General features: G+C 64.1%; 22 protein-coding genes. 19 read left to right on the forward strand and 3 right to left on the reverse strand.

Going from position 1 to position 26,358, the window contains the following annotated elements:
* Positions 1–341: 341 nt before the first annotated feature.
* A complete protein-coding gene (locus N5D53_RS23545) occupies positions 342–1,727 on the forward strand; it encodes a hypothetical protein (RefSeq protein WP_279840923.1) in 1,386 nt (461 codons plus the stop codon).
* Complete coding sequence (locus tag N5D53_RS23550) at positions 1,727–3,082, forward strand: GntR family transcriptional regulator (protein WP_279840924.1); 1,356 nt, start codon at positions 1,727–1,729, stop codon at positions 3,080–3,082. The genes N5D53_RS23545 and N5D53_RS23550 overlap by 1 nt, the downstream gene beginning before the upstream one ends.
* Before the next feature lie 127 nt (positions 3,083–3,209).
* Here the strand turns inward: N5D53_RS23550 and N5D53_RS23555 are convergent, their stop codons facing one another.
* Positions 3,210–4,511, reverse strand: coding sequence for an MFS transporter (locus tag N5D53_RS23555; RefSeq protein ID WP_104961875.1), 1,302 nt, complete (start codon positions 4,509–4,511; stop codon positions 3,210–3,212).
* Between the two features lie 66 nt (positions 4,512–4,577).
* The gene (locus N5D53_RS23560; RefSeq protein ID WP_049586184.1) at positions 4,578–5,891 is read right to left on the reverse strand and encodes an L-fuconate dehydratase; all 1,314 of its coding nucleotides are present in this window, start codon (positions 5,889–5,891) and stop codon (positions 4,578–4,580) included.
* Positions 5,892–5,992: 101 nt separating this feature from the next.
* Here N5D53_RS23560 and N5D53_RS23565 point away from each other — a divergent pair, with 101 nt between their 5' ends.
* From N5D53_RS23565 to N5D53_RS23600, 8 genes are all read left to right on the forward strand, one after another.
* Positions 5,993–6,940, forward strand: a complete 948-nt coding sequence (locus N5D53_RS23565) for a LysR family transcriptional regulator (RefSeq protein ID WP_104961874.1) — start codon at positions 5,993–5,995, stop codon at positions 6,938–6,940.
* 27 nt (positions 6,941–6,967) lie between these two features.
* Positions 6,968–7,939, forward strand: a complete 972-nt coding sequence (locus N5D53_RS23570) for a LysR family transcriptional regulator (RefSeq protein ID WP_104961873.1) — start codon at positions 6,968–6,970, stop codon at positions 7,937–7,939.
* Between the two features lie 146 nt (positions 7,940–8,085).
* Positions 8,086–9,627, forward strand: a complete 1,542-nt coding sequence (locus tag N5D53_RS23575; protein ID WP_064493097.1) for an altronate dehydratase family protein — start codon at positions 8,086–8,088, stop codon at positions 9,625–9,627.
* Positions 9,628–9,662: 35 nt separating this feature from the next.
* Positions 9,663–10,721 (forward strand): Ldh family oxidoreductase, encoded by a 1,059-nt coding sequence (locus N5D53_RS23580; protein ID WP_104961872.1) that lies wholly within the window; start codon positions 9,663–9,665, stop codon positions 10,719–10,721.
* Between the two features lie 20 nt (positions 10,722–10,741).
* Positions 10,742–11,959, forward strand: coding sequence for a fumarylacetoacetate hydrolase family protein (locus N5D53_RS23585; protein WP_129932676.1), 1,218 nt, complete (start codon positions 10,742–10,744; stop codon positions 11,957–11,959).
* 99 nt (positions 11,960–12,058) lie between these two features.
* Positions 12,059–13,366 (forward strand): MFS transporter, encoded by a 1,308-nt coding sequence (locus N5D53_RS23590; protein ID WP_232968798.1) that lies wholly within the window; start codon positions 12,059–12,061, stop codon positions 13,364–13,366.
* Positions 13,367–13,491: 125 nt separating this feature from the next.
* A complete protein-coding gene (locus tag N5D53_RS23595; RefSeq protein WP_104961869.1) occupies positions 13,492–15,141 on the forward strand; it encodes a VRR-NUC domain-containing protein in 1,650 nt (549 codons plus the stop codon).
* Positions 15,138–17,399, forward strand: a complete 2,262-nt coding sequence (locus N5D53_RS23600; RefSeq protein WP_104961868.1) for an ATP-dependent DNA helicase — start codon at positions 15,138–15,140, stop codon at positions 17,397–17,399. Before N5D53_RS23595 ends, N5D53_RS23600 begins: the two co-directional genes overlap by 4 nt.
* A 97-nt stretch (positions 17,400–17,496) precedes the next feature.
* Here N5D53_RS23600 and N5D53_RS23605 read toward each other — a convergent pair whose 3' ends face one another.
* Positions 17,497–18,678 (reverse strand): NnrS family protein, encoded by a 1,182-nt coding sequence (locus N5D53_RS23605; RefSeq protein ID WP_104961867.1) that lies wholly within the window; start codon positions 18,676–18,678, stop codon positions 17,497–17,499.
* A 215-nt stretch (positions 18,679–18,893) separates the two neighbouring features.
* Between N5D53_RS23605 and N5D53_RS23610 the strand changes: the two genes are divergently transcribed.
* From N5D53_RS23610 to ureG, 9 genes are all read left to right on the forward strand, one after another.
* Positions 18,894–19,808: a tyrosine-type recombinase/integrase gene (locus N5D53_RS23610; RefSeq protein WP_004576552.1), complete on the forward strand. Its 915-nt coding sequence runs from the start codon at positions 18,894–18,896 to the stop codon at positions 19,806–19,808.
* A gap of 277 nt (positions 19,809–20,085) precedes the next feature.
* Positions 20,086–20,919 (forward strand): urease accessory protein UreD, encoded by an 834-nt coding sequence (locus N5D53_RS23615; protein ID WP_020193707.1) that lies wholly within the window; start codon positions 20,086–20,088, stop codon positions 20,917–20,919.
* 9 nt (positions 20,920–20,928) lie between these two features.
* Positions 20,929–21,231 carry an urease subunit gamma gene (locus N5D53_RS23620; protein WP_003253929.1) on the forward strand — a complete coding sequence of 101 codons (303 nt, stop codon included), beginning with the start codon at positions 20,929–20,931 and terminating at the stop codon, positions 21,229–21,231.
* Between the two features lie 19 nt (positions 21,232–21,250).
* Entirely contained in the window at positions 21,251–21,568 is a 318-nt protein-coding gene (locus N5D53_RS23625; protein ID WP_010953752.1) for an urease subunit beta, read from the forward strand.
* Positions 21,565–23,268, forward strand: a complete 1,704-nt coding sequence (ureC, locus tag N5D53_RS23630) for an urease subunit alpha (protein WP_014591285.1) — start codon at positions 21,565–21,567, stop codon at positions 23,266–23,268. Before N5D53_RS23625 ends, ureC begins: the two co-directional genes overlap by 4 nt.
* Positions 23,269–23,277: 9 nt before the next feature.
* Entirely contained in the window at positions 23,278–23,781 is a 504-nt protein-coding gene (ureE, locus tag N5D53_RS23635) for an urease accessory protein UreE (protein WP_003253926.1), read from the forward strand.
* Between the two features lie 18 nt (positions 23,782–23,799).
* Positions 23,800–24,345 carry a HupE/UreJ family protein gene (locus tag N5D53_RS23640; RefSeq protein ID WP_064493089.1) on the forward strand — a complete coding sequence of 182 codons (546 nt, stop codon included), beginning with the start codon at positions 23,800–23,802 and terminating at the stop codon, positions 24,343–24,345.
* A complete protein-coding gene (locus N5D53_RS23645) occupies positions 24,345–25,019 on the forward strand; it encodes an urease accessory protein UreF (protein WP_047605152.1) in 675 nt (224 codons plus the stop codon). The genes N5D53_RS23640 and N5D53_RS23645 overlap by 1 nt, the downstream gene beginning before the upstream one ends.
* 11 nt (positions 25,020–25,030) lie before the next feature.
* Positions 25,031–25,654 (forward strand): urease accessory protein UreG, encoded by a 624-nt coding sequence (gene ureG, locus N5D53_RS23650; protein WP_010953755.1) that lies wholly within the window; start codon positions 25,031–25,033, stop codon positions 25,652–25,654.
* Positions 25,655–26,358 lie beyond the last annotated feature (704 nt).

Below are 26,358 nucleotides of genomic sequence, written 5' to 3' on the forward strand. Positions count from 1 at the left end.
ACGCTTTTGCCTTGCGAGTCACTGTGAACTGACACGGATGCTGAATGGTTTTTTTACCCTGAACTGTATCTTCAATTCGCGCTGCCTCCCTCTCGATAATGGCCCAATGATAGTTTGTGCAAGGAACGTGGGATGAGCATGGCTATGCCTGATATGGAGCAGTATGTGACAGCGACAGGCCATCGCAGGGGCGGTTTTTTCTCGATGGCTTGGCGACAGTGAAGGGTTACGTCATTACTTTCATTTTGTTGTAGGAAATTTCTTCTAGGTAAGTTTGGTGCATGTTCACGCTCAAATGTTGGGTGCATGCGCTGGCTGCATGAAGTTGATGAGGTGATTGCGTGACTGCTATTCACGACCAGGCGATGCATTATATCTACCAGCAAGTACTCGAGCGCTTGTTGAATCACATGTCCCAGGCGCAGCGCGCTTCCTTGCAGTTGCTGATACAACGCCTGTTGGTCGCTGCAGGCGGGCCGGAGTACATCGGTACTTTCAGCTTGCAGGTATTGCAAGGGAGCGACCGCCGCAGCAGCCGGCTGCTGGCCATGTTGCGTGCCGCGCAGCTGAGCATTGCCCTGCGTTCGCCGGTAACCTTCCAGCTGCGGGTATTGGTGGTCAGCCTGCCGGTTGCCGATAGCGCCACGCTGGAAGCTCACGAGCGCAGTTTTAGCGCGTTGTTCATGCAGGATGACCCGCGGGTGCAATTGCAGATGATCGAGGGGCGCGCAGTGGTGCCGTTCAGTTGTCGGCTCTCGGTAATGCCTGAGCGCTGGCTGCTGGCGAGGGACGCGATGTTGATGTTCGGCCACATGATCGATGCCAGGCCGGAAGCCCTGCTGGGTTGCCGCCTGCACCTGGAGCTGGCGGGCGCCGTGGTTCAGGCGCTGCAGGCAGCGGTGCCTCCCGATGCGTTGGTCACCGCCATGCCCGGGCTCCAGCGGCGCCGATACCTGGCGTGGGCCCGGCGTAGCCTGCGCCTGGCCGGCGTGCATGCCCCGCATGCAGTGCACCAGTGCCTGGCGGCGCTGGCCCAAGGGCTGAGCCGATTGCACGGTGCTGTTGGGGGCGCACCGTGTGGTCAGCACGAGCCGGTTCCAGGCGCCGTACCGGAGCGTGCGCCGGTACGGCTGATCGCTATTGATGACCTGTTGCCGCACTTGCTTGAAGAGCAGCAGCTTGACGCGATGCTGGGTTGTCACTTCGAGACGGCTGCGGATGCTTTGCCGCTGTCCGAATTCGTCGACTCGCTAGCCACGGCACAGCTGCATGAACTGCGCGCCCGCAGTCTGGAGCCGCTGGCCGGGCGCCCAGCGCTGAGGCTGGCAGGGCAGGCGGGTGGCAGCAAGCAGCGTGACGCCGTGCCGTTGCTATTTGGCAAAGCCTACGGCATCAACCAGGCCCAACTGGTGTGCCTGCTGTTCAGCCCGTTTGCCAGGCAGGGGAAAAACCTCGAGCGGTTCTTGCAGTGTCGGCACGCCGACATGGTGGTGGCGTTGCCGTACCTGCACAGGGCCTTGCAAGGCAAACCCTGCCCCGATGCAGTCAAAGCCTGGCTGGTGAATACCAGTGGCTTGCCGTTGGGGCAACTGCGGCAAATTTATGATGGGCAGTTGCCGTTGGCGGGATGGCGCCTGCTTAACAACCTGGCCCGCCGCGATGTACACCTGAGGCTGCTGCCACAGCTGGCGTTGGGGCGGCGGCGTGGTGTTGCGGGGCTGCCTTGATGGGGCGAGCGGCCCCAGGCGAGTTCGCGTATCGCAAGGTGTATCGCTACCTGGAAGCGTTGATCGAACAAGCTGCAGGCGTTGGCACATGCCGGTTGCCGTCATTGCGTGAGCTGTCCCGGCGGCTGCGGGTGTCGTTGGCCACGGTACAAAGTGCCTACAGCCTGCTGGAAGAGGAGGGCCGTGTACACTGCCTGCCGAGGTCGGGCTATTACGTACAGAACGGTGGCAAAGATCAGGCTGTGGCCGTGGCCCGGCAGCCTCCCTTGCCGACGCAGCCACTGTTGGAGCGCATGCTGCTTGGTCACGAACGGCGTTTGGCCCGTCAGCGTGATCGCAGCGTTGCGTCCTGGGAAGCGCTGGGTAGCGCCCGTTTGCGCAGTGCCGTGGCTGAGCGATACACCCGCTGCTCCAACCAGTACTGGCATGCCGATGACGTCCATCTGGCCCCCGATGTGCTCGCGTTGCTGGAGACGCTGCTCGCGGCGCTGGCCCTGCAAGGTGGTACCGCATTGGTGCATTCGCCCTGTTGCTGGCAAGTGTTGCGCGCCCTGGCGCGTGCCGGCATGCGCGTGCTGGAGGCACCACTGGATGCCCGTGGCAACCCCGAGCTGCACGCGTTGGCCAAGCTGCTGGGTAGCGAGCCGGTAAGCCTGCTGGTCATGCCGTCTTGCCTGGGCATGCCACAAGGGCGGCTGGTTTCCCCGTATTACCAGCAGCAGCTTGGTCTTTTGCTTGGCCAGCACTCTGTATGGCTGCTGGAAAACGACCTGGACAGCGAGCTCTGTTACGACGGGCCGCCGAGCACACGCCTGCGTGACTGGATCGACCCGCGCTGGCTTCTGGTGATGGGCACGTTCGAGGCCGCAGTGGGGGCAGAGGCGCCGTATGCCTATTTACTGAGCCGTGACACCGTGTTGGCCAAGGCATTCGCCGAACGGGCGTTTCGGCTTGCGCCGCTCCGTTTGCAGGCGCTTGCTCACATGCTCGGCAAGGGGGAAATCGAAACGCAGCTGGTACAGCAACGCACAGACTTGCAAAGGCGTACGCAATACCTGGCGCATGTACTGCAATCGCAATTCGGCCAACGGGTGGTCTTCGACATGCCGCAAGGTGGGCAAATGCTGTGGGTGAGCTTTTGCCAGCCGCTGGCGTGGGACGGTATTGCCGCAGCGTTGGCAGGTTCTGCACTGCACGCACTACCGGGCGAGCAGTTCGGCCTGCCGGGGCATTACCCTCAACACCTTGCGCTGATCTGGCTGGGTGGGCGCCCGGATGAACTGCAACTGGCGGTAAGGCGACTGGCGCAGGCGCTTGAGGTGCGCTGCGGGCGAAACACCCGCTTCACAAGTTGAAATCAAGACGCTTGCAGGTGCTGCCAAGTACTGCGAGAGGGCCGACAAGTGAAATGACGGCCTGAAAACCTCAAGGTTCATTCGCAGCACAAAGAGCCACCTGCAGGGGGCGTAAATTGAGTTCTCCTCAGGGTTGCTCTTGCCCCTGACGCAAACGGGTACTGATCAGCGCCGCACATACCAGCAACGCGGCAATGATCCACAACCCGTTGCGGGTGCTGCCGGTGGTCTGCTCGATCAAGCCCATCACCGACGGCCCGACGAAACCGCCAAACAGACCGCAAGTGGTGACGAAGGCCAAGCCCGCCGCCAGCGCGCTGCCGCTCAGTCGGCTGGAGGGAAAGACGAAGATGATCGACTGCACCACGAACAGCATCAGCGCGGTCAGGGAAAACCCGATCAGGCCGATGAACGAGTTGGTCAGCGATGCCAGCAGCAATCCGGCCGCCATGGTCAGCAGGCCAAAGAACAGCAGCGTGCGGCAGCGGCGCGGCGAGGTGGCCAGGCGTGGGAAGGTCGCTGCACCAATGGCTGCTGCAATCCACGGCACCGCTGTCAGCAGGCCGACCTGGAAGGGCGAAAGCGCAGCGTAGGTGCCGATAATGCCCGGCAGGAAGAAAATCACCGTGTAGATGGTGATCTGGTGCACGAAGTAGACCGCGATTGCCAGCCAGATCTGCCGGTCGCGGAACATCTGCCCCAGCTTGCTCTGCTGCGGTGCGGCCGCCTGCTCTGCGGCCAGGCGGCGCTCGATGTCCTGGGCGTCGGCAGCCGTCAGCCAAGGCGCCGAGGCCGGACCGTCCGGCAGCTTCTTCCACACCACATAGGCCAAGGCTACGGCGGGCAGGCCTTCGAGCACGAACAACCATTGCCAGCCATGCCAGCCCAGTACACCGTCCAGCTCCAGCAGGGCACCGCCCAGCGGGCCGCTAAGGATGTTGGCCAGGCACACACCCAGCAGGAAGTACCCCGTGGCACGGGCGCGTTGTTCGCGGTCGAACCAGTAGGTCAGGTACAGCATTACCCCGGGGAACAGGCCAGCTTCGGCTACCCCCAGCAACAGGCGCATGATGTAGAACGAGGTTTCACCTTGAACGAAGGCCATGCCCGCCGAGAGCAAACCCCAGGTAATCATGATACGGGTGATCCAGAAGCGCGCGCCTACCCGGTGCATGATCAGGTTGCTGGGCACTTCGGCCAAGGCATAGGTGAGGAAGAACAAGCCCGCGCCCAGGCCATAGGCGGCTGCCGAAAGGCCCAGGTCGATGCCCATGCTGGCTTTCGCCAGGGCGATGTTGGTGCGGTCAAGAAAACTCATCACGTAGACGATGATGAGCAGTGGCATCAATTTGCGTAGCAGCAGGCCGTTCAAGCGCTGCTCATGGGTGGTGGCAGGGGCGCAAGCCGCTGCGCGGGTGAGGGTTGTCATTGTTTTTTTCCCCGTGAAAAGTGCTGGTGGTGTGCCGCGCAGCAGCGGCACACTCAGGTCTGTGGGTCAGGAACGGTTGATGTCGAGCCACACGGCGCCGTTGGGGTACTGGTAACGTTCCAGGGTCTCAGCGTGCATCTCGATGCTGTAGCCAGGGCGTTGTGGCGGCATGTAGCGCCCGCGATGGATCACCACCGGGTCGATGAAGTGCTCGTGCAGGTGGTCGACGTACTCCAGCACCCGGTTATGCAGCGAGGCAGAAACCGCGATGTAGTCGAAAAGCGCGATGTTCTGCACATATTCGCACAGCCCGACGCCACCGCCGTGCGGGCAGACCGGCACGTCGTACTTGGCGGCCATCAGCAGCACGATCAGGACCTCGTTCAAGCCACCCAGGCGGGCTGCGTCCAGCTGGCAGAAGTCCAGTGCACCGGCCTGGAACATCTGCTTGAACATCACCCGGTTGTGGCAATGCTCACCGGTGGCGACACCGATTGGCGCAATGCGCTGGCGAATGGTGGCGTGGCCAAGAATGTCATCGGGGCTGGTCGGTTCTTCGATCCAGAGCGGTTCGAATGCAGCCAGGCGGCGCATGTTGGCCACCGACTCTTCGACGCCCCACACTTGGTTGGCATCCATCATCAGTGTGCGTTCCCAGCCGATTTCGTCGCGCAGGATGCTGGCGCGGCGGATATCTTCTTCCAGGTCGGCCCCGATCTTCTGTTTGATGTGGGTCCAGCCGTCTGCCACGGCCTCGCGGGCCAGTTTGCGCATCTTCTCTTCGCTGTAGCCCAGCCAGCCCGGGGCAGTGGTGTACCCGGGGTAGCCTTCACGCAGCATGTGTGCCTCGCGCTCGGCTTTGCCCGGCGCCTGGCGGCGCAGCAGGGCGATGGCCTCTTCGGGGGTGAGCACGTCGGTGACGTAGCTGAAGTCCAGGCAGCGCACCAGCTGCTCTGGCGTCATGTCGGCCAGCAGTTTCCACACGGGCTTGCCTTCGTGCTTGGCCCAGAGGTCCCACACTGCGTTGATGATGGCGGCGGTGGCCAGGTGGATCACGCCCTTTTCCGGGCCCAGCCAGCGCAACTGGCTGTCGCTGACGGTAAAGCGATGCCAGAAAGCGCCCATGTCGGCGCTGATTTCTTCGAGCGTAAGGCCGACGATCAAGGGGGCCAGCGACTGCACCGCCGCCGCGCATATCTCGTTGCCACGGCCAATGGTGAAGGTCAGGCCATGGCCTTCGAGGGCGGCAGCGTCGGTGTGCAGCACCACGTAGGCCGCCGAATAGTCGGGGGCGCTGTTCATGGCGTCGGAGCCATCCAGCGACAGCGAAGTGGGGAAACGGATATCGCGAACGCTCAGGTGGGTAATGCGTATGCTCATGGTCGACTCTTGTTCTGCTCAGGCACAGGGAGACCTGACTGTAGGTTGTTGAGCGATACAGGCATAATCGCCAAATCTTAATCAGTGATACCGGATTCGATATGTCTCGCTTGCCACCTGACAAGGCCCAGGCGCCTGCCAGCCTCGGTGCCTTGAAGATTTCCAGCCGTCAGATCACGTTGCTCAATGCCCTGGGTGAATTCGGCAACCTGCGCCGCGCCGCCGCCGCGATGCACACCACGCAACCGGCCGCCAGCCTGTTGCTACAGCAGCTCGAGGAGCGCCTGGGGGTACGTCTGTTCGAGCGCCTGCCCCGGGGGATGCAAGCGACGCTGTATGGCGAGGTGATGATTCGCTATGCGCAAAACGCATTGCATGAGTTCGATCATGCCCAGGCGCAAATCGCCGAACTGGCGCGCGGGGCGTTGGGCCTGGTGCGGGTGGGCAGCGTCATGGGCCCGGTACCGGGCGTACTGACCAAGGCGGTGCTGGCCTACAAGCGCGACCAGCCCAAGGTACGTATCTCGCTGGAAGTGGGCACCAGCGATACCTTGCTGCCGGCCTTGCTACGCGGTGATTTCGATATGGTGGTGGGGCGCCTGCCGGACCAGAGCGACAGCCAGGAACTGAATATCGAGCTGTTCGACGGCGGTGAGCAGATGCGTGTGATTGCTCGCGCAGGTCATCCCTTGGCGACAGCCACAGGGCTGCAGCTGGCCGACCTGGTGAGCTTGACGTGGATCTTGCACCCCATCGGCAGCCCGATGCGCCGTCGCGTCGAAAGCGCATTGCAGGCCGGCGGCATGGTGCAGTCGCTGGATATCGTCGAAACCGCGTCGATCCTGGCGACCACTGCCATGCTCGAAGCGTCCGAAATGATTGCGGTGGTGCCCAATGACGTGGCCCAGCATTATGCCCGCTATGGCATGGTCACCATCCTGCCGCTGGAGCTGCCACTGGCGATGGCCAACCTCGGCGTGCTGACCCTGCGCTCGCGGCCCAATTCGGTTGCCCTTGATACCTTGCTGCGCTACCTGCGAGCACAATAACTTTCACCTGCATGAGGCCCTGCGTCTATGCCGCCGGACATGACCCATTCCAGTTTTTGCAACTGGATCCGCTACAAGCACCTAGTGTTGATCGACACCCTGGCGCGCACGCGCAACATGCACGCCACCGCCACGCGCATGAACCTCAGCCAGCCGGCGCTCAGCAAAATGCTGCGTGACCTTGAGGAGCAGTTCGGCTTTGCCCTGTTCGAGCGCCTGCCTCGCAGCATGCCCCCCACCGAGCTGGGTGAATACGTGGTGCGGTACGCCCAGGGTGCCCTGGCCGAGTCGCAACAGTTCGTCGACCAGGTCAACCGCCTGCGCAACGGCGGGCACGGTTTCATCCGCGTTGGCGGGATCTTTGCCGCGACCGCATTGGTATTGCCGCAGGCCATCGCCGCCATCAAGGCGCGAAGCCCGTTACTGTCGATTGAAGTGGTGGAGCATTCCAGCGATCACCTGCTGACCATGCTCGAGCAGAACAAGCTGGACATCATGATTGGCCGCTTCACCGAGGAACGCTTCGGTCAGCTGTTCGACTTCCAGCCGCTGGAGCCTGAACCCTTCAGCCTGGTGGTGAACAGTGAGCATCCGCTCAACCAGCTCGACAACACACCGCTTGAAGCGCTAGGCGATTGGCCGTGGGTGCTTTATCCGGTAGGTACGCCCATCCGCAACCGCCTGGAGCAGGCGTTCCGGGTGGCCGGAATCGCCACGCCTGCCGACTGCGTGGAGACCATCTCCATGCCGATGTTCCTGCAGTTGCTGCAATCGGCACCGATGATTGCCATGCTGCCGCGCTCAATGGTGGCCGCGCAGTTGGCCAGCGGGCAGTTCAAGGAGCTGCGCAGCTCTTTGCAGGTGCCCGCGCTGGAGTATGGTGTGGTCACCCGCAAGGATGAACCGCTGAGCGCCTCCGCCAGGGCGTTTGTCGAGATTCTGCTGGAGGGCGCGCAACGCCGGCGGCAATCTCCGGAAGATACTGCGTTCTGCCCCTAGCCGATTGAAGATCACGCACCGAAATACCCTTGCGATAACTCCAGGTTATCGCTCGATCGGATCATCTCATTGGGAATGCGGCACCAGGCTTCTTACAGTGGCTACAGCCATAACAAGAAGTCAGCCGCTCCGCCCTGAGAGGTCCCATGCAACTGATTGCCAAATCCGGTGACCCCGCCGTCATCCGCCTCAACCCTTTGGACAACGTCGTCATCGCCCGCCAGGCCCTGCTGCCAGGCGTGCGCCTGGATGCCGAGGCGATTACCGTGCGCCAGCCCATCCCTTCAGGCCACAAGCTCGCCACCGAGCCTGTGGCGCAGGGCCAGCCGTTGCGCCGTTACGGGCAGATCATCGGGTTTGCGTCCCAGGCGATCGACGCTGGCGACCATGTGCATGTGCACAACGTGCAGATGGGCGATTTTGCCCGCGACTATGCGTTTGGTGTCGATACCCGCAGCCTGCCAGGCAGCGCCGCGCAGTTCCAGGGCATCGTGCGCGCCGATGGCCGTGTCGCCACCCGCAACTACATCGGCATTCTCACCTCGGTGAACTGTTCGGCGACCGTGGCCCGGGCCGTGGCCGACCATTTCCGCCGTGACATTCACCCCGAGGTGCTGGCCGACTACCCGAATGTCGACGGTGTGGTCGCCCTGACCCACGGTGCCGGTTGCGCAGTCGACCCGAGCGGTGAAGCCCTGGGCCTGTTGCGCCGCACCCTGGCCGGTTACGCCGTCCACCCCAACTTCGCTGCCGTGCTGATCATCGGCCTGGGCTGCGAAACCAACCAGATCGAAACCCTGCTGGAAACCCAGGGCCTGCAGGCGAGTGCGCAACTGCGCGCCTTTACCATCCAAGGGATCGGGGGCACTTCGAAAACCATCGCTGCCGGTATCGCCCAGGTCAAGGCGCTGTTGGCCGAGGCCAATCAGGTACGGCGCCAGCCGGTCAGTGCCCGCCACCTGGTGGTCGGCCTGCAGTGCGGCGGCTCAGATGGCTATTCGGGGATCACCGCCAACCCGGCACTGGGCAATGCCGTTGACCGCCTGGTGGCCGCCGGTGGTACCGCCATTCTCTCCGAAACCCCGGAAATCTATGGTGCCGAGCACTTGCTCACGCGGCGCGCGGTAAGCCGTGAGGTGGGGGAGAAGCTGGTGGCGCGCATTCGCTGGTGGGAAGACTACTGCCAGCGTATGAACGCCGAATTGAACAACAACCCCTCGGCCGGCAACAAGGCAGGGGGGCTGACCACTATCCTCGAGAAATCCCTGGGCGCAGTGGCCAAGGCAGGCTCCAGCAACCTGGTCGATGTGTATCAGTACGCGCAAGCCGTGCGAGCCCAGGGCCTGGTGTTCATGGACACCCCCGGCTACGACCCGGTCTCGGCCACCGGTCAGGTGGCCGGCGGGGCCAACCTGATCGCCTTCACCACCGGCCGCGGCTCGGCCTACGGCTGTGCCCCGGCGCCATCGATCAAGCTGGCAACCAACAACCGGGTGTTCGAGCACCAGCAAGAGGACATGGACGTCAATTGCGGCGGCATCGCCGATGGCTCCACCAGCATCGAGGAGCGCGGCGCATTCATCTTCGAGCAGATGCTGCGCATTGCCTCCGGGGAACGCAGCAAGAGCGAACAGCACGGCTACGGGCAAAACGAGTTCGTCCCGTGGCAGATCGGCGCCGTGACCTGATCGACCGCTCCCGTCCCATTTGCGAGGCAACTGCAATGATTCAAACCACGCTGTACAACGTGCAAGCGCTTACCACGTTTGTCGAGCAACTGTTCATGAAAGCCGGAGCCGACGTGGACGTCGCCCAGGTGGTGACCCGGGTGCTGCTCGAAGGCGAACTGCTCGGCCACCGTACCCATGGCCTCAACCTGGTCAGCCGCTACATCGACGGCATGCTCAGCGGGCAGGTAAAGGCCCGCGCGCAAGCGCTGGAACAGGTCGCCGACAGTGGTGTTTCCAGCCTGTTCGACGGCCACTACGTGTTGGGGCCCTATTGCGTCAGCCGGGCACTGGATTGCGCGGCCGCGGGCGCGACCAAGCAGGGCATCGGTATTGCGGTAGTACGCCGCGCTGCCCATATCGGCTGCCTGGCCGCCTACCTCAAGCCATACACCGACCAAGGGTTGCTGGCCATGGTCTACTCGTCGGATCCGTCGGTGGGGTTGGTCTGTGCTCATGGTGGCATCGACCCGGTGTACACCCCCAACCCGATTGCTGCCGGTATCCCGACCCAGGGTGAGCCGATCCTGCTGGATGTCAGCATGTCCACCGTCACCCTCGGCCTGGTCGGCCAATGCCGCGATGCCGGCCGGCGTCTGCCGCACCCTGTGCTGGTGAGCAATGACGGGCAGCTCAGCGATGACCCGGGCGATTTCTTTACCCGCCCGCAAGGCAGCATCCTGCCGCTCGGCGGCCAGGCCTTTGGCCACAAAGGGTTTGCCCTTGCGCTGTTGGTCGAAGCCCTCACCTCGGGGCTGGCCGGCCATGGGCGCAAGGATGCACCGGATCAGTGGGGCGCCTCGGCCACTGCGCTGGTGATTGACCCGCGCATGTTCGGCGGCCTGGAGGCGTTCCTCGACGAAACCAGCTTCCTGGGGGGATTGGTTCTGGCAAGCCGCCCGCTCGACCCCGAACGCCCGGTACGCCTGCCGGGGCAAGCAGGCCTTGCCCTGCGTCGACAGGCCTTGGAGCAGGGCGTGAACCTTTCGCCGCAGCTGATAGCCGACCTTGAGCGCGTGGCTGGGCAGTTGCAACTGCCGGGACTTTTCCAATGATGCACAGCAAGGGAACACAGATGACTGATCGAACGAACGCCAATCAACCGCTGCCAGTGAACCATGATGCCAGCGTTTTCGACAGCGGCAGCTGGGTAGGGCGCGTCTGGTTGCCGGAGCAGGGGCCGGCGGTGGTGCTGGTGAAAGCCGGCGCCGTCTACGACATCAGCACCCACGTGGCGACCGTCTCGGCGCTGCTGGAAGTGGACGATCCGGTGGCCTACCTGCGTGCCTTGCCGCTGGCCGAACCCTTGATTGCGCTGCCGGCATTGCTGGACAACAGCGATCCTGCACGGCGCACCCCGCACCAGCCGTGGCTGCTGGCGCCGATCGACCTGCAAGCGGTGAAGGCCGCAGGTGTGACCTTCGCCACCAGCCTGCTGGAGCGTGTGGTAGAAGAACAAGCCAAGGGCGACCCGGCCAAGGCCGACGCCATCCGTGACACCCTGGCCAGCCGCATTGGCGCCGACCTGTCGCAGATTGTGCCCGGCTCGGCTCAGGCCGAAGCGCTGCGCAAGGTGCTGGTAGAGCAGGGCCTGTGGTCGCAGTACCTGGAGGTGGGTATTGGCCCGGATGCCGAAGTGTTCACCAAGGCCCAACCGCTGTCTGCGGTTGGCCACGGTGCCGACATCGGCATCCACCCCAAGTCCAGCTGGAACAACCCAGAGCCGGAAGTGGTGCTGGCCGTGTCGAGCAATGGCAGCATCAAGGGCGCCATGCTCGGCAACGACGTCAACCTGCGCGACTTCGAAGGGCGTAGTGCGTTGCTGCTGTCCAAGGCCAAGGACAACAACGCTTCCACTGCACTGGGCCCGCTGCTGCGGTTGTTCGACGAAAGCTTCGGCCTGGACGATGTGCGTGCTGCCGAGGTGGACCTGCGGGTGGAAGGCGAGGACGGCTTTATCCTCTCCGGGCGCAGTTCCATGCGCCAGATCAGCCGTGACCCGCAAGACCTGGTGCAGCAAACCCTCAACGAAAACCACCAGTACCCTGACGGCCTGGTGCTGTTCCTCGGTACCCTGTTCGCCCCCAAGCAGGACCGCGATCAGCCGGGTAACGGCTTTACCCACAAACCGGGTGACGTGGTGAGCATCAGCAACCCGCAACTGGGTACCCTGTGCAACCGCGTGACCACCAGCGATCTGGCACCGCAGTGGGACTTCGGCCTGCGCGCGTTGATCGACAACCTCGGCCGGCGTGGCCTGCTGGAGGTCGCGGCCACCGCCCGCCCGCTTTGAACGGCTCGCTGCGTCAGGGAGGGGCGCAGCATCATCGAGGGATCGTCAAGGCGCTGACAGCGCGGCAACAATAATAATAAAGGTCATCACATGAACCCAATGAAGAAGTACCAGCGCATTACCGTCGTGTTCCTGCTGCTGATCGGCATCGTCAACTACCTGGACCGTAGTGCGCTGTCGATCGCCAACACCTCCATCCAGAAAGACATGATGATCAGCCCGTCGCAGATGGGCATCCTGTTGTCGGCGTTTTCCATTGCCTATGCCTTTGCCCAGTTGCCAATGGGCATGATCATTGACCGCCTGGGCAGCAAGATCGCCCTCGGCGCCTCGTTGCTGGGCTGGTCGGTTGCCCAGGCGGCGTTTGGCATGGTCAACAGTTTTGCCGGTTTCATGGGCCTGCGGGTGTTGCTGGGGATTGGCGAGGCGCCGATGTTCCCATCGGCGGCCAAGGCATTGTCGGAGTGGTTCGACGCCAACGAGCGCGGCACCCCGACCGGTGTGGTCTGGTCGTCGACCTGTCTTGGCCCCTGCCTGGCGCCGCCGTTGCTGACGCTGTTCATGGTCAACTTTGGCTGGCGCGGCATGTTCATCATTACCGGCGTGATCGGCGTGGTGCTGGCGCTGTGCTGGCTGACCTTCTACAAGAGCAAGGCCCGTTTTCTGGCAGAGCTTGCCGCCGAAGGCAAGCCGCTGCCGAGTGAGCGCCAGGCTGCGGCCGCCACGGCAACCGCGCCGAAGGCTTCGTACTTTGCCGGCTGGCTTGATCTGTTCAAGCACCGCAGTACCTGGGGCGCGGTGTTGGGTTTCATGGGGGTGATCTACATGCTCTGGCTGCACCTGACCTGGCTGCCGGGCTACTTCGAGCGCGAGCATGGCCTGGACCTGTACAAGACCGCCTGGGTGGTGTCGCTGGCGTATGGCTTCGGTGCGGCGGGGACCATCGTTGCCGGGCGCTTCTGTGACTGGCTGGTAAGGCGTGGCATGAGCGTGCTGGGCAGCCGCAAGTTCAGTGTCATCACTGGCCTGGTGCTGGCAGCGCTGTTCACCTTGCCACTGTCGTTCGTCACCGGCCTGACGGGGTGCATCATGCTGCTTTGCCTGGCGCTGTTCAGCATCAATATGGCCAGTGCCACCGCCTGGATGATCGTCAACACCATTGTCGACAGCCAGCGCGTGGCCTCGTTTGGTTCGATCCAGAACTTCGGCGGCTACATCGCAGGCTCGGTGGCACCGATCGCGACGGGCTTCAGCATCCAGTACTCGGGCTCGTTCACCACGGCGTTCATGATCAGCGCGGTGGTGGCGCTGTGCTCGGCGGTGGCGTACTTCCTGCTGCTACAGGCACCCATTGGCAGTGCCAAGGTCGAGGCGGGCGGGATGGCTGGCGCAACTGAACAGGCGTGAACGCTACGGGGGCTGCAGTGCAGCCCCTGAACCCTTGGTTGATCTTGAGGCGACCCGCGGCGCTTGTCATGGAGGGGTATCTGTATGTATAAACAGTGCCTGTTGCCGCAACCTGACCTCCGCCCGTGATCGCCCATTCCGTCGACGACCCGTTCTACTACCTGCATAACTTCCGCCAGGTCGTGCTGTGGGTCGAACAGCGCTACCAGGACCTGCTGGATGACCAGGAACTGGCCTTCATCCGTGCCTTCAGTCAACTGCAAGCGCCAGCCCAGGCCTTGATGGTGCGCATGGTGATGCGCAAAGGCGAGTTGTTTCGCAGCGATCGGCTCGACTACGCCGAAATCGGCGATACTGCGCTGGCGGTGCAGCCGTTGCTGGCCCTCGGCTGGGTACGGGAGCCCGAGCAACTGGACCTTGAGCAGCTGTTCGCGTTGCTGCGCAAGGAAGAACTGGCCCGCTGCTTCGCCCGGCAACTGAACCGCCCGCGCGCGGCCAAGCATGAGTTGTTGGCACAGCTGCAACCCCTGGCGCTGGCAGCCCGGTCACTGGTCGAATGGTTTCCTGACAGCGATGTGCGCATCCTCCAGTGGTGCCTGCAACCTTTGTGCGACCGCATACGCCTGCTGTTTTTCGGCAACCTGTACCAGGACTGGTCAGACTTCGTCCTCGCCGACCTGGGCTTGCTGCGTTACGAGCAGGTGCCGTTCAGCCCTGATTCGCGTGCCTTGCAGCAACGTGACGATGTCGACCTGGCCATGGCGCTGCACCAGTGCGCCGAGCGCCTGGAGCAGGGCGGCGACCCGCTGCCGATCCTTGCCACCCTGCAGGGCCTGCACAGCGACAACCCCTGGCTGGCCCGGCGCCATGCGCGGCTGCAATTCGCTGTGGGCCAACAATGCGAACGCCTGGGTGAATGGGACCTGGCCACGGCGGTGTATGCGCAATGCAACCACCCCCAGGCGCGCATTCGCCAGGTGAGGGTGCTGGAGCGCAGCGAACAGTGGCACCAGGCCCATGCACGGGCGTTGCAACTGGCAGCGGCACCTGCCAATGCGCTGGAGGAGCAGGCGCTGCAACGCATGCTGCCACGCCTGGCGCGCAAACTCGGCGGCCCGCCACAGCGGCGCCAGCGCACCACGCCGCTGGAACTGATCGAGCTCGAACTGCCCCGTGGGCACGCTGCGCTGGGTGTTGAAGAAGCCGTGCGTCAGCACCTGATGCAAGAGGGGGGGCAGGCGCATTACGTGGAGAACACGCTGTTCAACAGCCTGTTTGGCCTGTTGTGCTGGGAGGCCATCTTCGCTCCGGTGCCCGGCGCATTCTTCAACCCGTTCCAGGCCGCGCCACAGGACCTGCACGACAGCGACTTCCAGCAGCGGCGCAGTGCGCTGTTCGAACGCTGCCTCGGGCGGCTCGACGAGGGTAGCCATCGCCAGGCGATTCTCGACTGCTACGTGGCCAAACAGGGATTGCAGTCGCCGTTCGTGTCCTGGTCCATGCTCAGCGAGGAACTGCTGGAGCAGGCCTTGGCGTGCCTGCCGGCCGCAGCGCTCAAGCAATGTTTCCTGCGCCTGTTGCAGGACATTCGCAGCAACCGTGCCGGCATGCCCGACCTGATTCAGTTCTGGCCCGAGCAGGGCCGTTATCGCATGGTCGAGGTCAAGGGGCCCGGTGACCGCCTGCAGGACAACCAACTGCGCTGGCTGGAGTTCTGCAGGCAACACGGCCTGCCGGTCGCGGTGTGCCACGTGCGCTGGAGCGAAACACCTTGAGCTACAGCGTAGCGGTGCGCGCCTTGTGTGAGTTCAGCGCCAAGGTCGGCGACCTGGACCTGCGCTTCACGCCATCGCCCACCGCCCAGGAGGGTATCGAAGGGCATCAGCGGGTGGTGGCACGGCGGGCTGCTGGCTACGAGTCGGAAATCGCCCTTGAAGGCCAGTTCGAAACCCTCAGGGTGCGGGGCCGTGCCGACGGATATGACCCTGCCAGCAATCGTCTGGAAGAGATCAAGACGCACCGTGGCGATCTGGCGCGTCAACCGGCCAATCACCGTCAGCTGCACTGGGCACAGGCCAAGGTCTATGGCTGGTTGATGTGCCAGGCACGACAACTGCCGGCCATCGAGGTGGCGCTGGTGTACCTCGACGTGGACAGCGACGGCCAGACGCTGTTCACTGAGCACTGTTCGGCTGCCGAGTTGCAGGCCTTCTTCGAAACCCAGTGCCAGCGCTTTCTGGGCTGGGCTCGATGGCAGCAACGACGCTTGGCCGAACGTGACCAAGGCCTGCTGGCGCTGAGTTTCCCCTACCCACAGTTCCGAAAAGGCCAGCGGCAGTTGGCTGAAACCTTGTACAAGGCGGTGAGCACCGGCCGTTGCCTGATGGCCCAGGCCAGCACCGGCATTGGCAAAACCCTTGGTACCTTGTTCCCGCTGCTCAAGGCCATGGTGCCGCAGCAGCTGGACAAGCTGTTTTTTCTCACCGCCAAGACACCAGGCCGGGCACTCGCCCTGGATGCCATGCGCCAGATCACCGATGCCACGCCGCAACCTGCCCTGCGCACACTGGAGCTGATCGCTCGCGACAAAGCCTGTGAATACCCGGACAAGGCCTGTCATGGTGAGTCCTGCCCATTGGCCGCAGGCTTCTACGACCGTTTGCCGGCTGCGCGCGAGGCTGCGGCAGCACTGCCGTTGCTCGACCGCGCCAACCTGCGTGAAGTGGCTTTGGCGCACCAGGTGTGCCCGTACTACCTGGGCCAGGAGATGGCGCGCTGGGCCGACGTGCTGGTCGCTGACTACAACTACTACTTCGATGCGCATGCTTTGCTGTTCGGCCTGACCCAGCTCAACCAGTGGCGAGTGGCAGTACTGGTGGACGAAGCACATAACCTGGTCGAGCGGGGGCGCGGCATGTACAGCGCCAGCCTTGACCAGGGCCAGCTGCTGGCGTTGCGCCAGAGCAAACCGCCTGGGCTGGTCAGTGCGCTGGACCGCCTGAACAGGCAGTGGAACGCGCTGTATAAAGAGCAGCGTGCGCCGTACCAGGCCAGCGAGTCGCTGCCTGAAGGGCTACTGCGCGCCCTGCAGCAGTGCGTCGGGGTGATTCAGGAGCAGATGAACCAGGCGCCCACGCACATCGACCCCCAGGTGTTGCAGTTCTACTATCAGGCCTTGCAGTTCTGCCGGGTTGCCGAGCTGTTTGACGAGCACTTTCTGTTCGACATCAGCCAGCGCCAGGGCCCGCGCAAGCGGCGGCTGGCCACGCTGTGCCTGCGCAATGTCACCCCGGCACGGCTGCTGGCACCGCGCATGCAGGCGGCGCGCAGTGTGACGCTGTTTTCCGCCACGTTGAGCCCACGGCATTTCTACAGCGACCTGCTGGGCATGCCAGCCGATACCGCCTGGCTGGACGTGGCCGCGCCGTTCCGTGCCGAACAGCTGGAAGTGCGCATTGCCAGCCAGGTGTCCACCCGTTACCAGCAGCGCCAAGCCTCCCTGGCGCCGATCGTTGACCTGATTGCCCGGCAGTATGAGCGCATGCCGGGTAACTACCTGGCGTTCTTCAGCAGCTTCGAATACCTGCAACAGGTGGCAGGGCTGTTGGCTGAGCAGCATGGCCAGATTCCGCTGTGGTCACAGGAGCCGGGCATGGACGAGGCGGCTCGCCAGGCATTTCTCGATCGCTTTGTCGCCGATGGCCGAGGTGTGGGCTTTGCTGTATTGGGCGGTGCTTTCGGCGAAGGGGTGGATTTGCCCGGCACGCGGCTGATTGGCGCGTTTGTCGCCACCCTGGGGCTGCCTCAGGTCAACCCGGTCAACGAGCAGTTCAAACAGCGCCTGGGGCGGCAATTTGGAGCGGGTTTCGATTACGCATATCTCTACCCGGGCGTGCGCAAGGTGATCCAGGCGGCGGGCCGGGTTATTCGGGGTGACCAGGACCGTGGCGTACTGGTGCTGATTGACGAACGCTTCGCCGAGCCCCGGGTGCAGCAGATGTTTCCAGGGTGGTGGGCGGCGGCTATTGTCTAGCGGTCTTTCGCCTTTGACGATCAGTCGCAATCAGGGGGGATCAAACCATCCACCAAGTTCCCCTCATGGCACACCGCCGCAAGGCGGCCCAAGCACGTCAACCGGGCATTCCGTCTGCCCGGGGCCGGAGCAGGATGGGCAGGTAATGGCGCAGGAACAGCAACAGCGCCAGGCTCCAGCACAGTGCCGAAACGCTTACCCCCAGCGATGTGAACAGCGGCAGAATCACCCGGGCCAAGGTCGCCAGTTGCATCAGGGCAAAGGCCCAGGCAATGCTGGTCGGCACCTGCAATGGCCTGCCGGTGTGGCCCAGGCTGACCCGCGCCATCATGGCCAGGATCAGCCCGGTCATGGCGCCAACGGTCAGCGCGTGGGTCACCAGGCTCGGGCTCAGGGCCACCCCGCTATGCCACAGCGCCATGCCCAGGCAGGCCAGGGCGAGCCAGGCGTAGGCCAGGTGTAGCGACCACAGCAACGGTACGCGCCACAGGCCACGGTCGTGCCACAGCACCAGTCGGGTCGCATGCAGCGCGAACAAGGCAAAAAACAGCACCGCCAGGCTTGCTTGCGGCGTATCGGCCAGGCCGGTGGCAAACGCCAGCGGTACTGCGACGCCGAGCAACAGGCAGGCTCGGTCCAGCCATGGGCGGGCAGGGGCCGCGTCAAGGTAACCCAGGCCACGGCGGGTAAAGAATGGTATGACCCGGCCGCCGAGTACGGTCATCATCGCCGTCACCAGCCACAGCCCGGCAAATATTCCACGACGCTGCCACAGTTCGTCCTGGTGCAACCAGCCGGCCAAGGTCAGCCACTGGCAGGCGGCAATCAACAGCACCAGTACGACGATCGGGTAGTTGTTGCGCAGGCGCCGTTGCAGGACCGGTCGTGCCAGGCTCAATGCCACCAATGGCAGGAAGCTGCCCTCGACCAGTACCAGCAAGCTACCCGGTAGTGGCATAAACCAGCTTACCCGCCCCAGCAACCAAAGCAGGAACACACCCTGCAGCGCCCGCCCGCTCAAGCCTGGGATGCCGCTCCAGTTCTGCACGGCGGTCAGCAGAAAACCCGCGATAATGGCGGCGGCGAAGCCGTAAAGCATCTCGTGGCGGTGCCAGGCGAGCATACCCCCGGGCGGTGCAGGGGCCAGTGCCCCAGCCAGTACGCCGGCCCACAACAGCAGGGCGATCAGCGCAAACAAACTGCCACCCAGGAAGAACGGGCGAAAACCCAGGCCCCAGACGGCTTGGCGTGGGCGTGAAGCAGTGGGTTGCAAGAGCATGGGCAGTCCTTGGTTCGTTCAGTAGGCTTCAATTGGGGTAAGATCACGATCCGTGCCAGTTGCAAAGCCCTTGAATATCAAGGTGATGGCACTTCTCAGGGTCCGAATGACACGCGCGTATTGCGGTCATTCAGACTGGCTTGTATGTCGTTTTGACTTGCTTCAGGGTTTGCCTGGTTCAGTGCCGGCTGACGCTTCGCTACAGGATTCACGTTTTGTCCGACCTCTCGAAAAATCCGCTGCTGCAGTACATGGCCCGTCTGGCCCCATCCAGCCAGCAAACCATGCGCTACATTCTTCAGGACGCCGCCGACCGGCTAGGTTTTGTCGACTGCAACATTGTCGATGTGCCTTGGCATCGGCTCGAGCCGGGCCATGTGATTGCACTGGTGGCTGCCCTGCGTGCCGATGGCTACGCGCCCAACAGCTCGTCGCTGTACGTCAACGCGATTCGCGGGGTGATGAACGAGGCCTGGCGTCAGGGCCTGATCGACCACGAGCAGCTGTTGCGTATTCGCGAGGTCAAGCCCGCCACGGGCAGCCGCCTGCCGCCAGGGCGCAACCTGCGCCGCAGCCTGATCCGCGAGCTGATGGATGTGTGCGCCGCCGACCCGCGGCCACAGGGGGTACGTGATGCGGCGATCATTGCCTTGCTTTACGGCACCGGCATGCGCAAGTCGGAGTCGGTCGACATCGACCTCGACCAGGTCGACTTCGAGGCGCGCAGCCTGCAGGTAGTGGGCAAGGGCAACCACCAGCTGGTCAAGTACGCACCGCCGTGGGCGTTCGAGAAGCTGCAGGCCTGGCTTGAACTGCGCCGCCAGGACCTGCCTGCCGGGGCGGAAGATGACCCGTTCCTGTTCAACCGCATCCGTCGCGGCAACCACATTACCCGGGCGCGCATTACCAAGCATGCGATCTACTACATTGCCCGCCAGCGCGGCGCGCAGGTGGGGGTGAAGATCATGCCGCACGATTTTCGCCGGGCATTCATTACCCGGGTGATCGAAGAGCACGACCTGTCGATTGCGCAGAAGCTGGCGCACCATGCCAATATCCAGACCACGGCCATCTATGACCGGCGTGATGACAACGAGCGTCGGCGAGCCGTGGACCGCTTCGATTACTGAGGCTTGATATTGTGGGGCTCAAAGCAGCCCCATTTTCACGTATGCCGGCACCGAAACAGGGCCGACACACGCCCCTGCTTTGTGCGCCATTGCCCCGCATGCTCGATGCCAGAGCGGGCACTGCACAGGTTTCATCATCGTTCACCTGCGAAGTTGGCCCGCAACCTGCTATATCCAGCCTGCGAATTTGATCGAGTGGTCAGGCCGTGCGCGCTAGCAGGCGCCCGCGCCGGACCCTCTAAACGGCCAGCAGGCCACGGATTTCAGGGGCCGCAGGATGTCGCTCGCGGAGCAGATCGAACAACAGCAAGACGATGCGGGCTGGAGTGCTCACCTGCAGTTGCGCTTTGTCCAGCGTGACGGCGTGACCCGCCTTGGTGCGTGGAAGCATTTCGGACCTCTTTTGGTGCAGCGGCCTTTCTATCCTGAAGGTGCGCCGTGCCATGTCTATGTCCTGCACCCGCCAGGCGGCATCGTCGCCGGCGACCGCCTGGAACTGGACATTCACCTGGAACCGGGTAGCCACGCGCTGCTGACCATGCCCGGCGCCAGCAAGTTCTACCGTAGCATCGGCCCGACCGCGCGGTTGGCCCAACGCTTCCATCTGGCCGCGGGCAGCACCCTGGAGTGGCTGCCGCAGGACAGCATCTTCTTCTCCGGCGCCCGTGCCAGCCTCGCCAGCCGTTTTACCCTTGAACCGGGCGCCCGCCTGCTGGCCTGGGAAACCCTGTGCCTGGGCCGTCCGGTCATGCACGAGCGTTTCGACCACGGCGCCCTCGACAGCCTTTTGCACATCGAACTGCCTGACGAGGTTGGCCTGCATGAGCGCCTGCGTCTCGAAGGCGGGCATCTGGACAAGCTGGGTGGGCACCCGCTACTCGCCACCTTCTGCGCCGCACCTGCCGATCAGGCCGTGCTGGAGCAGGTTCGCCCGCTACTCGATGAATTGGGCAACCCGGCCGGTGCGACCCTGCTCGGGTCGTTGCTGGTGATCCGGGTGCTCGACCATGACAACCAACACCTGCAACGCACCCTGCAACGCCTGTGGCATGTGCTGCGCCCGGCCATCCTCGGCCTGCCAGCCTGCCCACCGCGAATCTGGGCTACCTGAGAGAGCGCCATGGAGCTTACCCCGAGAGAGAAAGACAAACTGCTGCTGTTCACTGCAGCGCTGCTGGCGGAGCGGCGTCTGGCCCGTGGCCTGAAGCTCAACTACCCGGAGGCCGTGGCGCTGATCAGTGCCGCGGTGCTCGAAGGCGCCCGCGATGGCCGCACAGTCGCCGAACTGATGAGCCTGGGGCGTGAAGTGCTGACCCGTGAGCAGGTGATGCCCGGTATCGCTGAAATGCTTCACGACGTGCAGGTCGAGGCGACCTTCCCGGATGGCACCAAGTTGGTGACCGTGCATGACCCCATCGTCTGAAACCGCCAAGGAGCGTCGCATGATCCCAGGTGAAATCCAGGTCGCCGCGGGCGACATCGAGTTGAACAGTGGCCGAGAAACGGTCAGCGTCAGTGTGGCCAACCATGGCGACCGGCCGGTGCAGGTCGGCTCGCACTACCACTTCTATGAAGTCAACGACGCGCTGGTGTTCGACCGGGCGCCCACCCTGGGCTTTCGCCTGGACATCCCGGCCGGCACTGCCGTGCGCTTCGAGCCGGGTCAGGCGCGTACCGTGCAACTGGTGGCTTACGCCGGCAAGCGTGAGGTCTATGGTTTTCAGGGCAAGGTGATGGGCGCGCTGGAGGGCAGGGCATGAGCCGTATTTCCCGTCAGGCCTATGCCGACATGTTCGGGCCCACTGTTGGTGACCGCGTGCGCCTGGCCGACACTGCGCTGTGGGTGGAGGTCGAGAAAGACTTCACGATCTACGGCGAAGAGGTGAAGTTCGGCGGCGGCAAGGTCATTCGCGATGGCATGGGGCAGGGCCAGATGCTGGCGGCCGAGGCCATGGACCTGGTGTTGACCAATGCGCTGATCATCGACCACTGGGGCATCGTCAAAGCCGACATCGGCATCAAGCATGGACGCATCGCGGTGATCGGCAAGGCCGGCAACCCCGATGTGCAGCCGGGCGTGAACGTGCCGGTCGGGCCAGGGACCGAGGTGATCGCGGCCGAGGGCAAGATCGTCACCGCCGGGGGGGTCGATTCGCATATTCACTTCATTTGCCCACAGCAGGTGGACGAGGCATTGAACAGCGGTGTCACCACGTTCATCGGCGGTGGAACCGGGCCGGCCACTGGCACCAATGCCACCACCTGCACGCCCGGCCCCTGGTACCTTGCGCGCATGTTGCAGGCTGCCGACAGCTTGCCGATCAACATCGGGCTGCTGGGCAAGGGCAATGCCTCGCGGCCAGACGCGCTGCGCGAGCAGATTGCCGCAGGTGCTGTCGGGCTCAAGCTGCATGAAGACTGGGGCTCTACGCCAGCAGCCATCGACTGTTGCCTGGGCGTGGCCGAGGAAATGGATATCCAGGTGGCGATTCACACCGACACCCTCAACGAGTCGGGCTGTATCGAAGACACGTTGGCGGCCATCGGCGACCGCACCATCCACACCTTCCATACCGAAGGTGCCGGTGGTGGCCATGCCCCGGACATCATCCGTGCGGCGGGGCAGGCCAACGTGCTGCCATCTTCGACCAACCCGACCCTGCCTTACACGATCAACACCGTGGACGAGCACCTGGACATGCTCATGGTCTGCCACCACCTGGACCCGAGCATCGCCGAGGACGTGGCCTTCGCCGAGTCACGCATTCGCCGCGAAACCATCGCTGCCGAGGACATCCTCCACGACATGGGCGCCTTTGCCATGACCTCGTCCGACTCCCAGGCCATGGGCCGGGTTGGCGAGGTGGTGCTGCGCACCTGGCAGGTGGCGCACCAGATGAAGCTGCGTCGCGGGCCGCTGGCACCGGACACCCCGTACAGCGACAACTTCCGGGTCAAGCGCTACATCGCCAAGTACACCATCAACCCGGCACTCACCCATGGCATCGGTCACGAAGTGGGCTCGGTGGAGGTCGGCAAGCTGGCCGACCTGGTGCTGTGGTCGCCAGCGTTCTTTGCGGTCAAGCCGGCCCTGGTGCTCAAGGGCGGGATGATCGTCACCGCGCCCATGGGCGACATCAACGGCTCCATACCCACCCCCCAGCCTGTCCACTATCGGCCGATGTTCGGCGCGCTGGGGGCGGCTCGGCATGCCACACGCATGACATTCCTTCCCCAGGCGGCAATGGACCGCGGGCTGGCCGAGGAGCTTAACCTGCGCAGCCTGATTGGCGTGGTCAACGGCTGCCGGCGGGTACGCAAGCCGGACATGGTCCACAACACCCTGCAGCCGCTGATCGAAGTCGATGCGCAGACCTATCAGGTGCGTGCCGATGGCGAGCTGCTGGTCTGCGAACCGGCCAGCGAACTGCCGCTGGCCCAGCGCTATTTCCTGTTCTGAGGAGCACCCATGATTGTCTTGAGCCGCCGTATCTCCGAACCCGGCACGCGGGTTGTCAGTGGCACTGTCACCCTCGACGTGGACAGCCGTATCAAGAGCCGCCTGCGAGTAACCCTGGACGATGGCCGCGAAGCCGGGCTGATGCTGGAGCGCGGCCACCTGCTGCGCGGAGGTGAACTGCTGGCCGATGCCGAGGGCACCCAGCTGATCCGCGTGCTGGCGGCGCCCGAGGCGGTGTCGACGGTGCGCTGTGCCGATCCACACCTGTTGGCCCGCGCCGCCTACCACCTGGGTAACCGCCATGTGCCGCTGCAGATCGAACCCGGGCTGTTGCGCTTCCAGCACGACCATGTGCTGGACGACATGCTGCGGGGGCTGGGCCTGACGGTAGAGGCCGAACAGGCCCCGTTCGAGCCTGAAGCGGGCGCTTACCAAAGTGCACCGCATGGCCACAGCCACAGTCATGCCCATGGCCACGATCACCCGTTCGTACGCCTGCCTGCCCATTCCTGAACTGCCCTGGAGCAACCGATGAAAAAGACTTTCGCCCTGTTTCTGTTGATGCTGGCACTGCCAGCCTTCGCCCATCCGGGCCATGACAGCAACCCGCTGCAGGACGGCCTGCTGCACCCGCTGACCGGGCTCGATCACCTGCTGATGCTGCTGGGTACCGGCGTGCTCGCCGCGTTGACCCGGCGCAACCTGACGTTGCCTCTGGCGACCCTGGCGGCCATGTTCGGAGGGGCCGTGTGCGGTCACCTGTTCGGCGATGTGCTGGGCATGGAGACCCTGATTGCCGTGTCGCTGCTGGTGGCTGCCGGGGCGGTGCTGCTGCCGAGCCGCCAGTTGCTGCTGGCCATGGCCATGCCGGTGTTCGCCCTGTTCCATGGCTGGGCCCATGGCGTAGAAGCCACCCCGAGCGCTTTCTGGCAATTCAGCGCAGGGTTTGTCGCGGTCAGCGGCTTGCTGCTGGCGGCGGGCTTTGCAGTCGGTTGCCTGCTGCGCCGCCACAGCGGCCTGCAGAAGGCCTTTGGCGGTGGCCTGTTGGCCGGCGCCGCGCTGGTACTGGCCGGTTGATGAACAGCGACCTGGCGCTGCTGCGCCTGCTGCAGTTGGCCAGCCCCGGCTTGCCGGTGGGTGGTTTTACCTATTCGCAAGGCCTGGAGTGGGCGGTCGAGGCCGGCTGGGTTCGGGGCGTGGACAGTTTTGCCGGCTGGCAGCGTGAGCAGGTTCACGACACCCTGGCCTGCCTCGATTGGCCGGTGCTGGCGCGTCTGTACCAGGCCTGCCAGGCTGAGGACGCCGAAGCGTTCGGTCACTGGAGCCGGTTCTTGCTGGCCAACCGCGAAACCGCCGAGCTGCGCCTGGAAGAACAGCAGCGCGGCGCAGCGCTGGCGCGGTTGCTCGACGGCTGGCAACTGGGCCAGGCACCGGCCTGGCGCGCCAGCCTTGAGCTGACTCAGTTGGGCGGTATGGCCTGGCTGGCTGCACACTGGGCCATCCCGCTGCGCCAGCTGGCATTGGGCCATGGCTTTGCCTGGCTGGAGGGCGCGGTCATGGCCGGGGTCAAGCTGGTGCCGTTCGGCCAGCAGGCTGCCCAGACCTTGCTGCGCGACCTTGGCGCCGACTTGCCTGCTGCACTGGACCAGGCACTGGCCCTGGGCGATGACCAGCTTGGCGGCGGCCTGCCGCTGCTGGCCATCGCTTCATCGCGTCACGAAACCCAATACACCCGTTTGTTCCGTTCCTGAGGACTGCCTGCATGCAAAGCTATCAACAACCCCTGCGCGTCGGTGTCGGCGGCCCGGTCGGCTCTGGCAAGACCGCACTGCTGGAAGCGCTGTGCAAGGCCATGCGCGATCACTACCAGATCGCCGTGGTTACCAACGACATCTACACCAAGGAAGACCAGCGCATCCTCACCGAGGCCGGCGCCCTCGAGCCGGAGCGCATCGTTGGCGTTGAAACGGGTGGCTGCCCGCACACGGCCATTCGTGAAGACGCCTCGATGAACCTGGCGGCGGTCGAAGCGCTGGCGCGCAAGTTCGGTAATCTTGAAGTCATTTTCGTGGAAAGCGGCGGTGACAACCTCAGCGCCACCTTCAGCCCGGAGCTGGCTGACTTGACTATTTACGTGATCGACGTGGCTGAGGGCGAGAAGATCCCGCGCAAGGGCGGCCCAGGCATTACCAAGTCCGACTTCCTGGTGATCAACAAGACCGACCTGGCGCCTTATGTAGGGGCGTCACTGGAGGTGATGGAGCGCGACACCCAGCGCATGCGGCCGCAGCGACCCTGGACCTTCAGCAACCTGAAGAAGGGCGAGGGGTTGCAGGCGGTGATCGACTTTATCGTCGAGCGCGGGATGCTGGGGGTGCGAGGCTGACAGATCGAGGACTCTGTGCGGGCATGTCCGCGAAGAAACCAACGCGGTGGATGGCACCGGCTCTGCCGGTGTTCGCGGGTGAACCCGCTCCTACGACGGGCTGTGTCCAATCACCGATGTGTGTCCACCCCCGATCAGGTGTAGGAGCGGGTTTACCCGCGAATACGGTAGCGGCTGCGACGGTGAACGGCGGGTGAAAATTGGCCAGCAGGCCCGGCCCTTTCGCGGGTGAACCCGCTCCTACACGACGGCCTGTGTCCAACCTCCGATGTGTGTCCACCACCAATCTGTGTAGGAGCGGGTTTACCCGCGAATACGGTAGCGGCCGCAACAGTGAACGGCGGGTGGAAATTGGCCAGCAGGGCCGGCCCATTCGCGGGTGAACCCGCTCCTACGACGGGCTGTGTCCAACCTCCGATGTGTGTCCACCACCAATCTGTGTAGGAGCGGGTTTACCCGCGGATACGGTAGCGGCCGCAACGGTGCACGGCGGGTGGAAATTGGCCAACAGGGCCGGCCCTTTCGCGGGTGAACCCGCTCCTACGACGGGCTGTGTCCACCCCCCCGTGTGGGTCCACCACCGGTGTAGGAGCGGGGTTTACCCGCGAATACGGTAGCGGCCGCAACAGTGAACGGCGGGTGGAAATTGGCCAGCAGGGCCGGCCCTTTCGCGGGTGAACCCGCTCCTACGACGGGCTGTGTCC

The organism is Pseudomonas sp. GD03862 (assembly GCF_029840855.1).
Classification (GTDB): domain Bacteria; phylum Pseudomonadota; class Gammaproteobacteria; order Pseudomonadales; family Pseudomonadaceae; genus Aquipseudomonas; species Aquipseudomonas alloputida.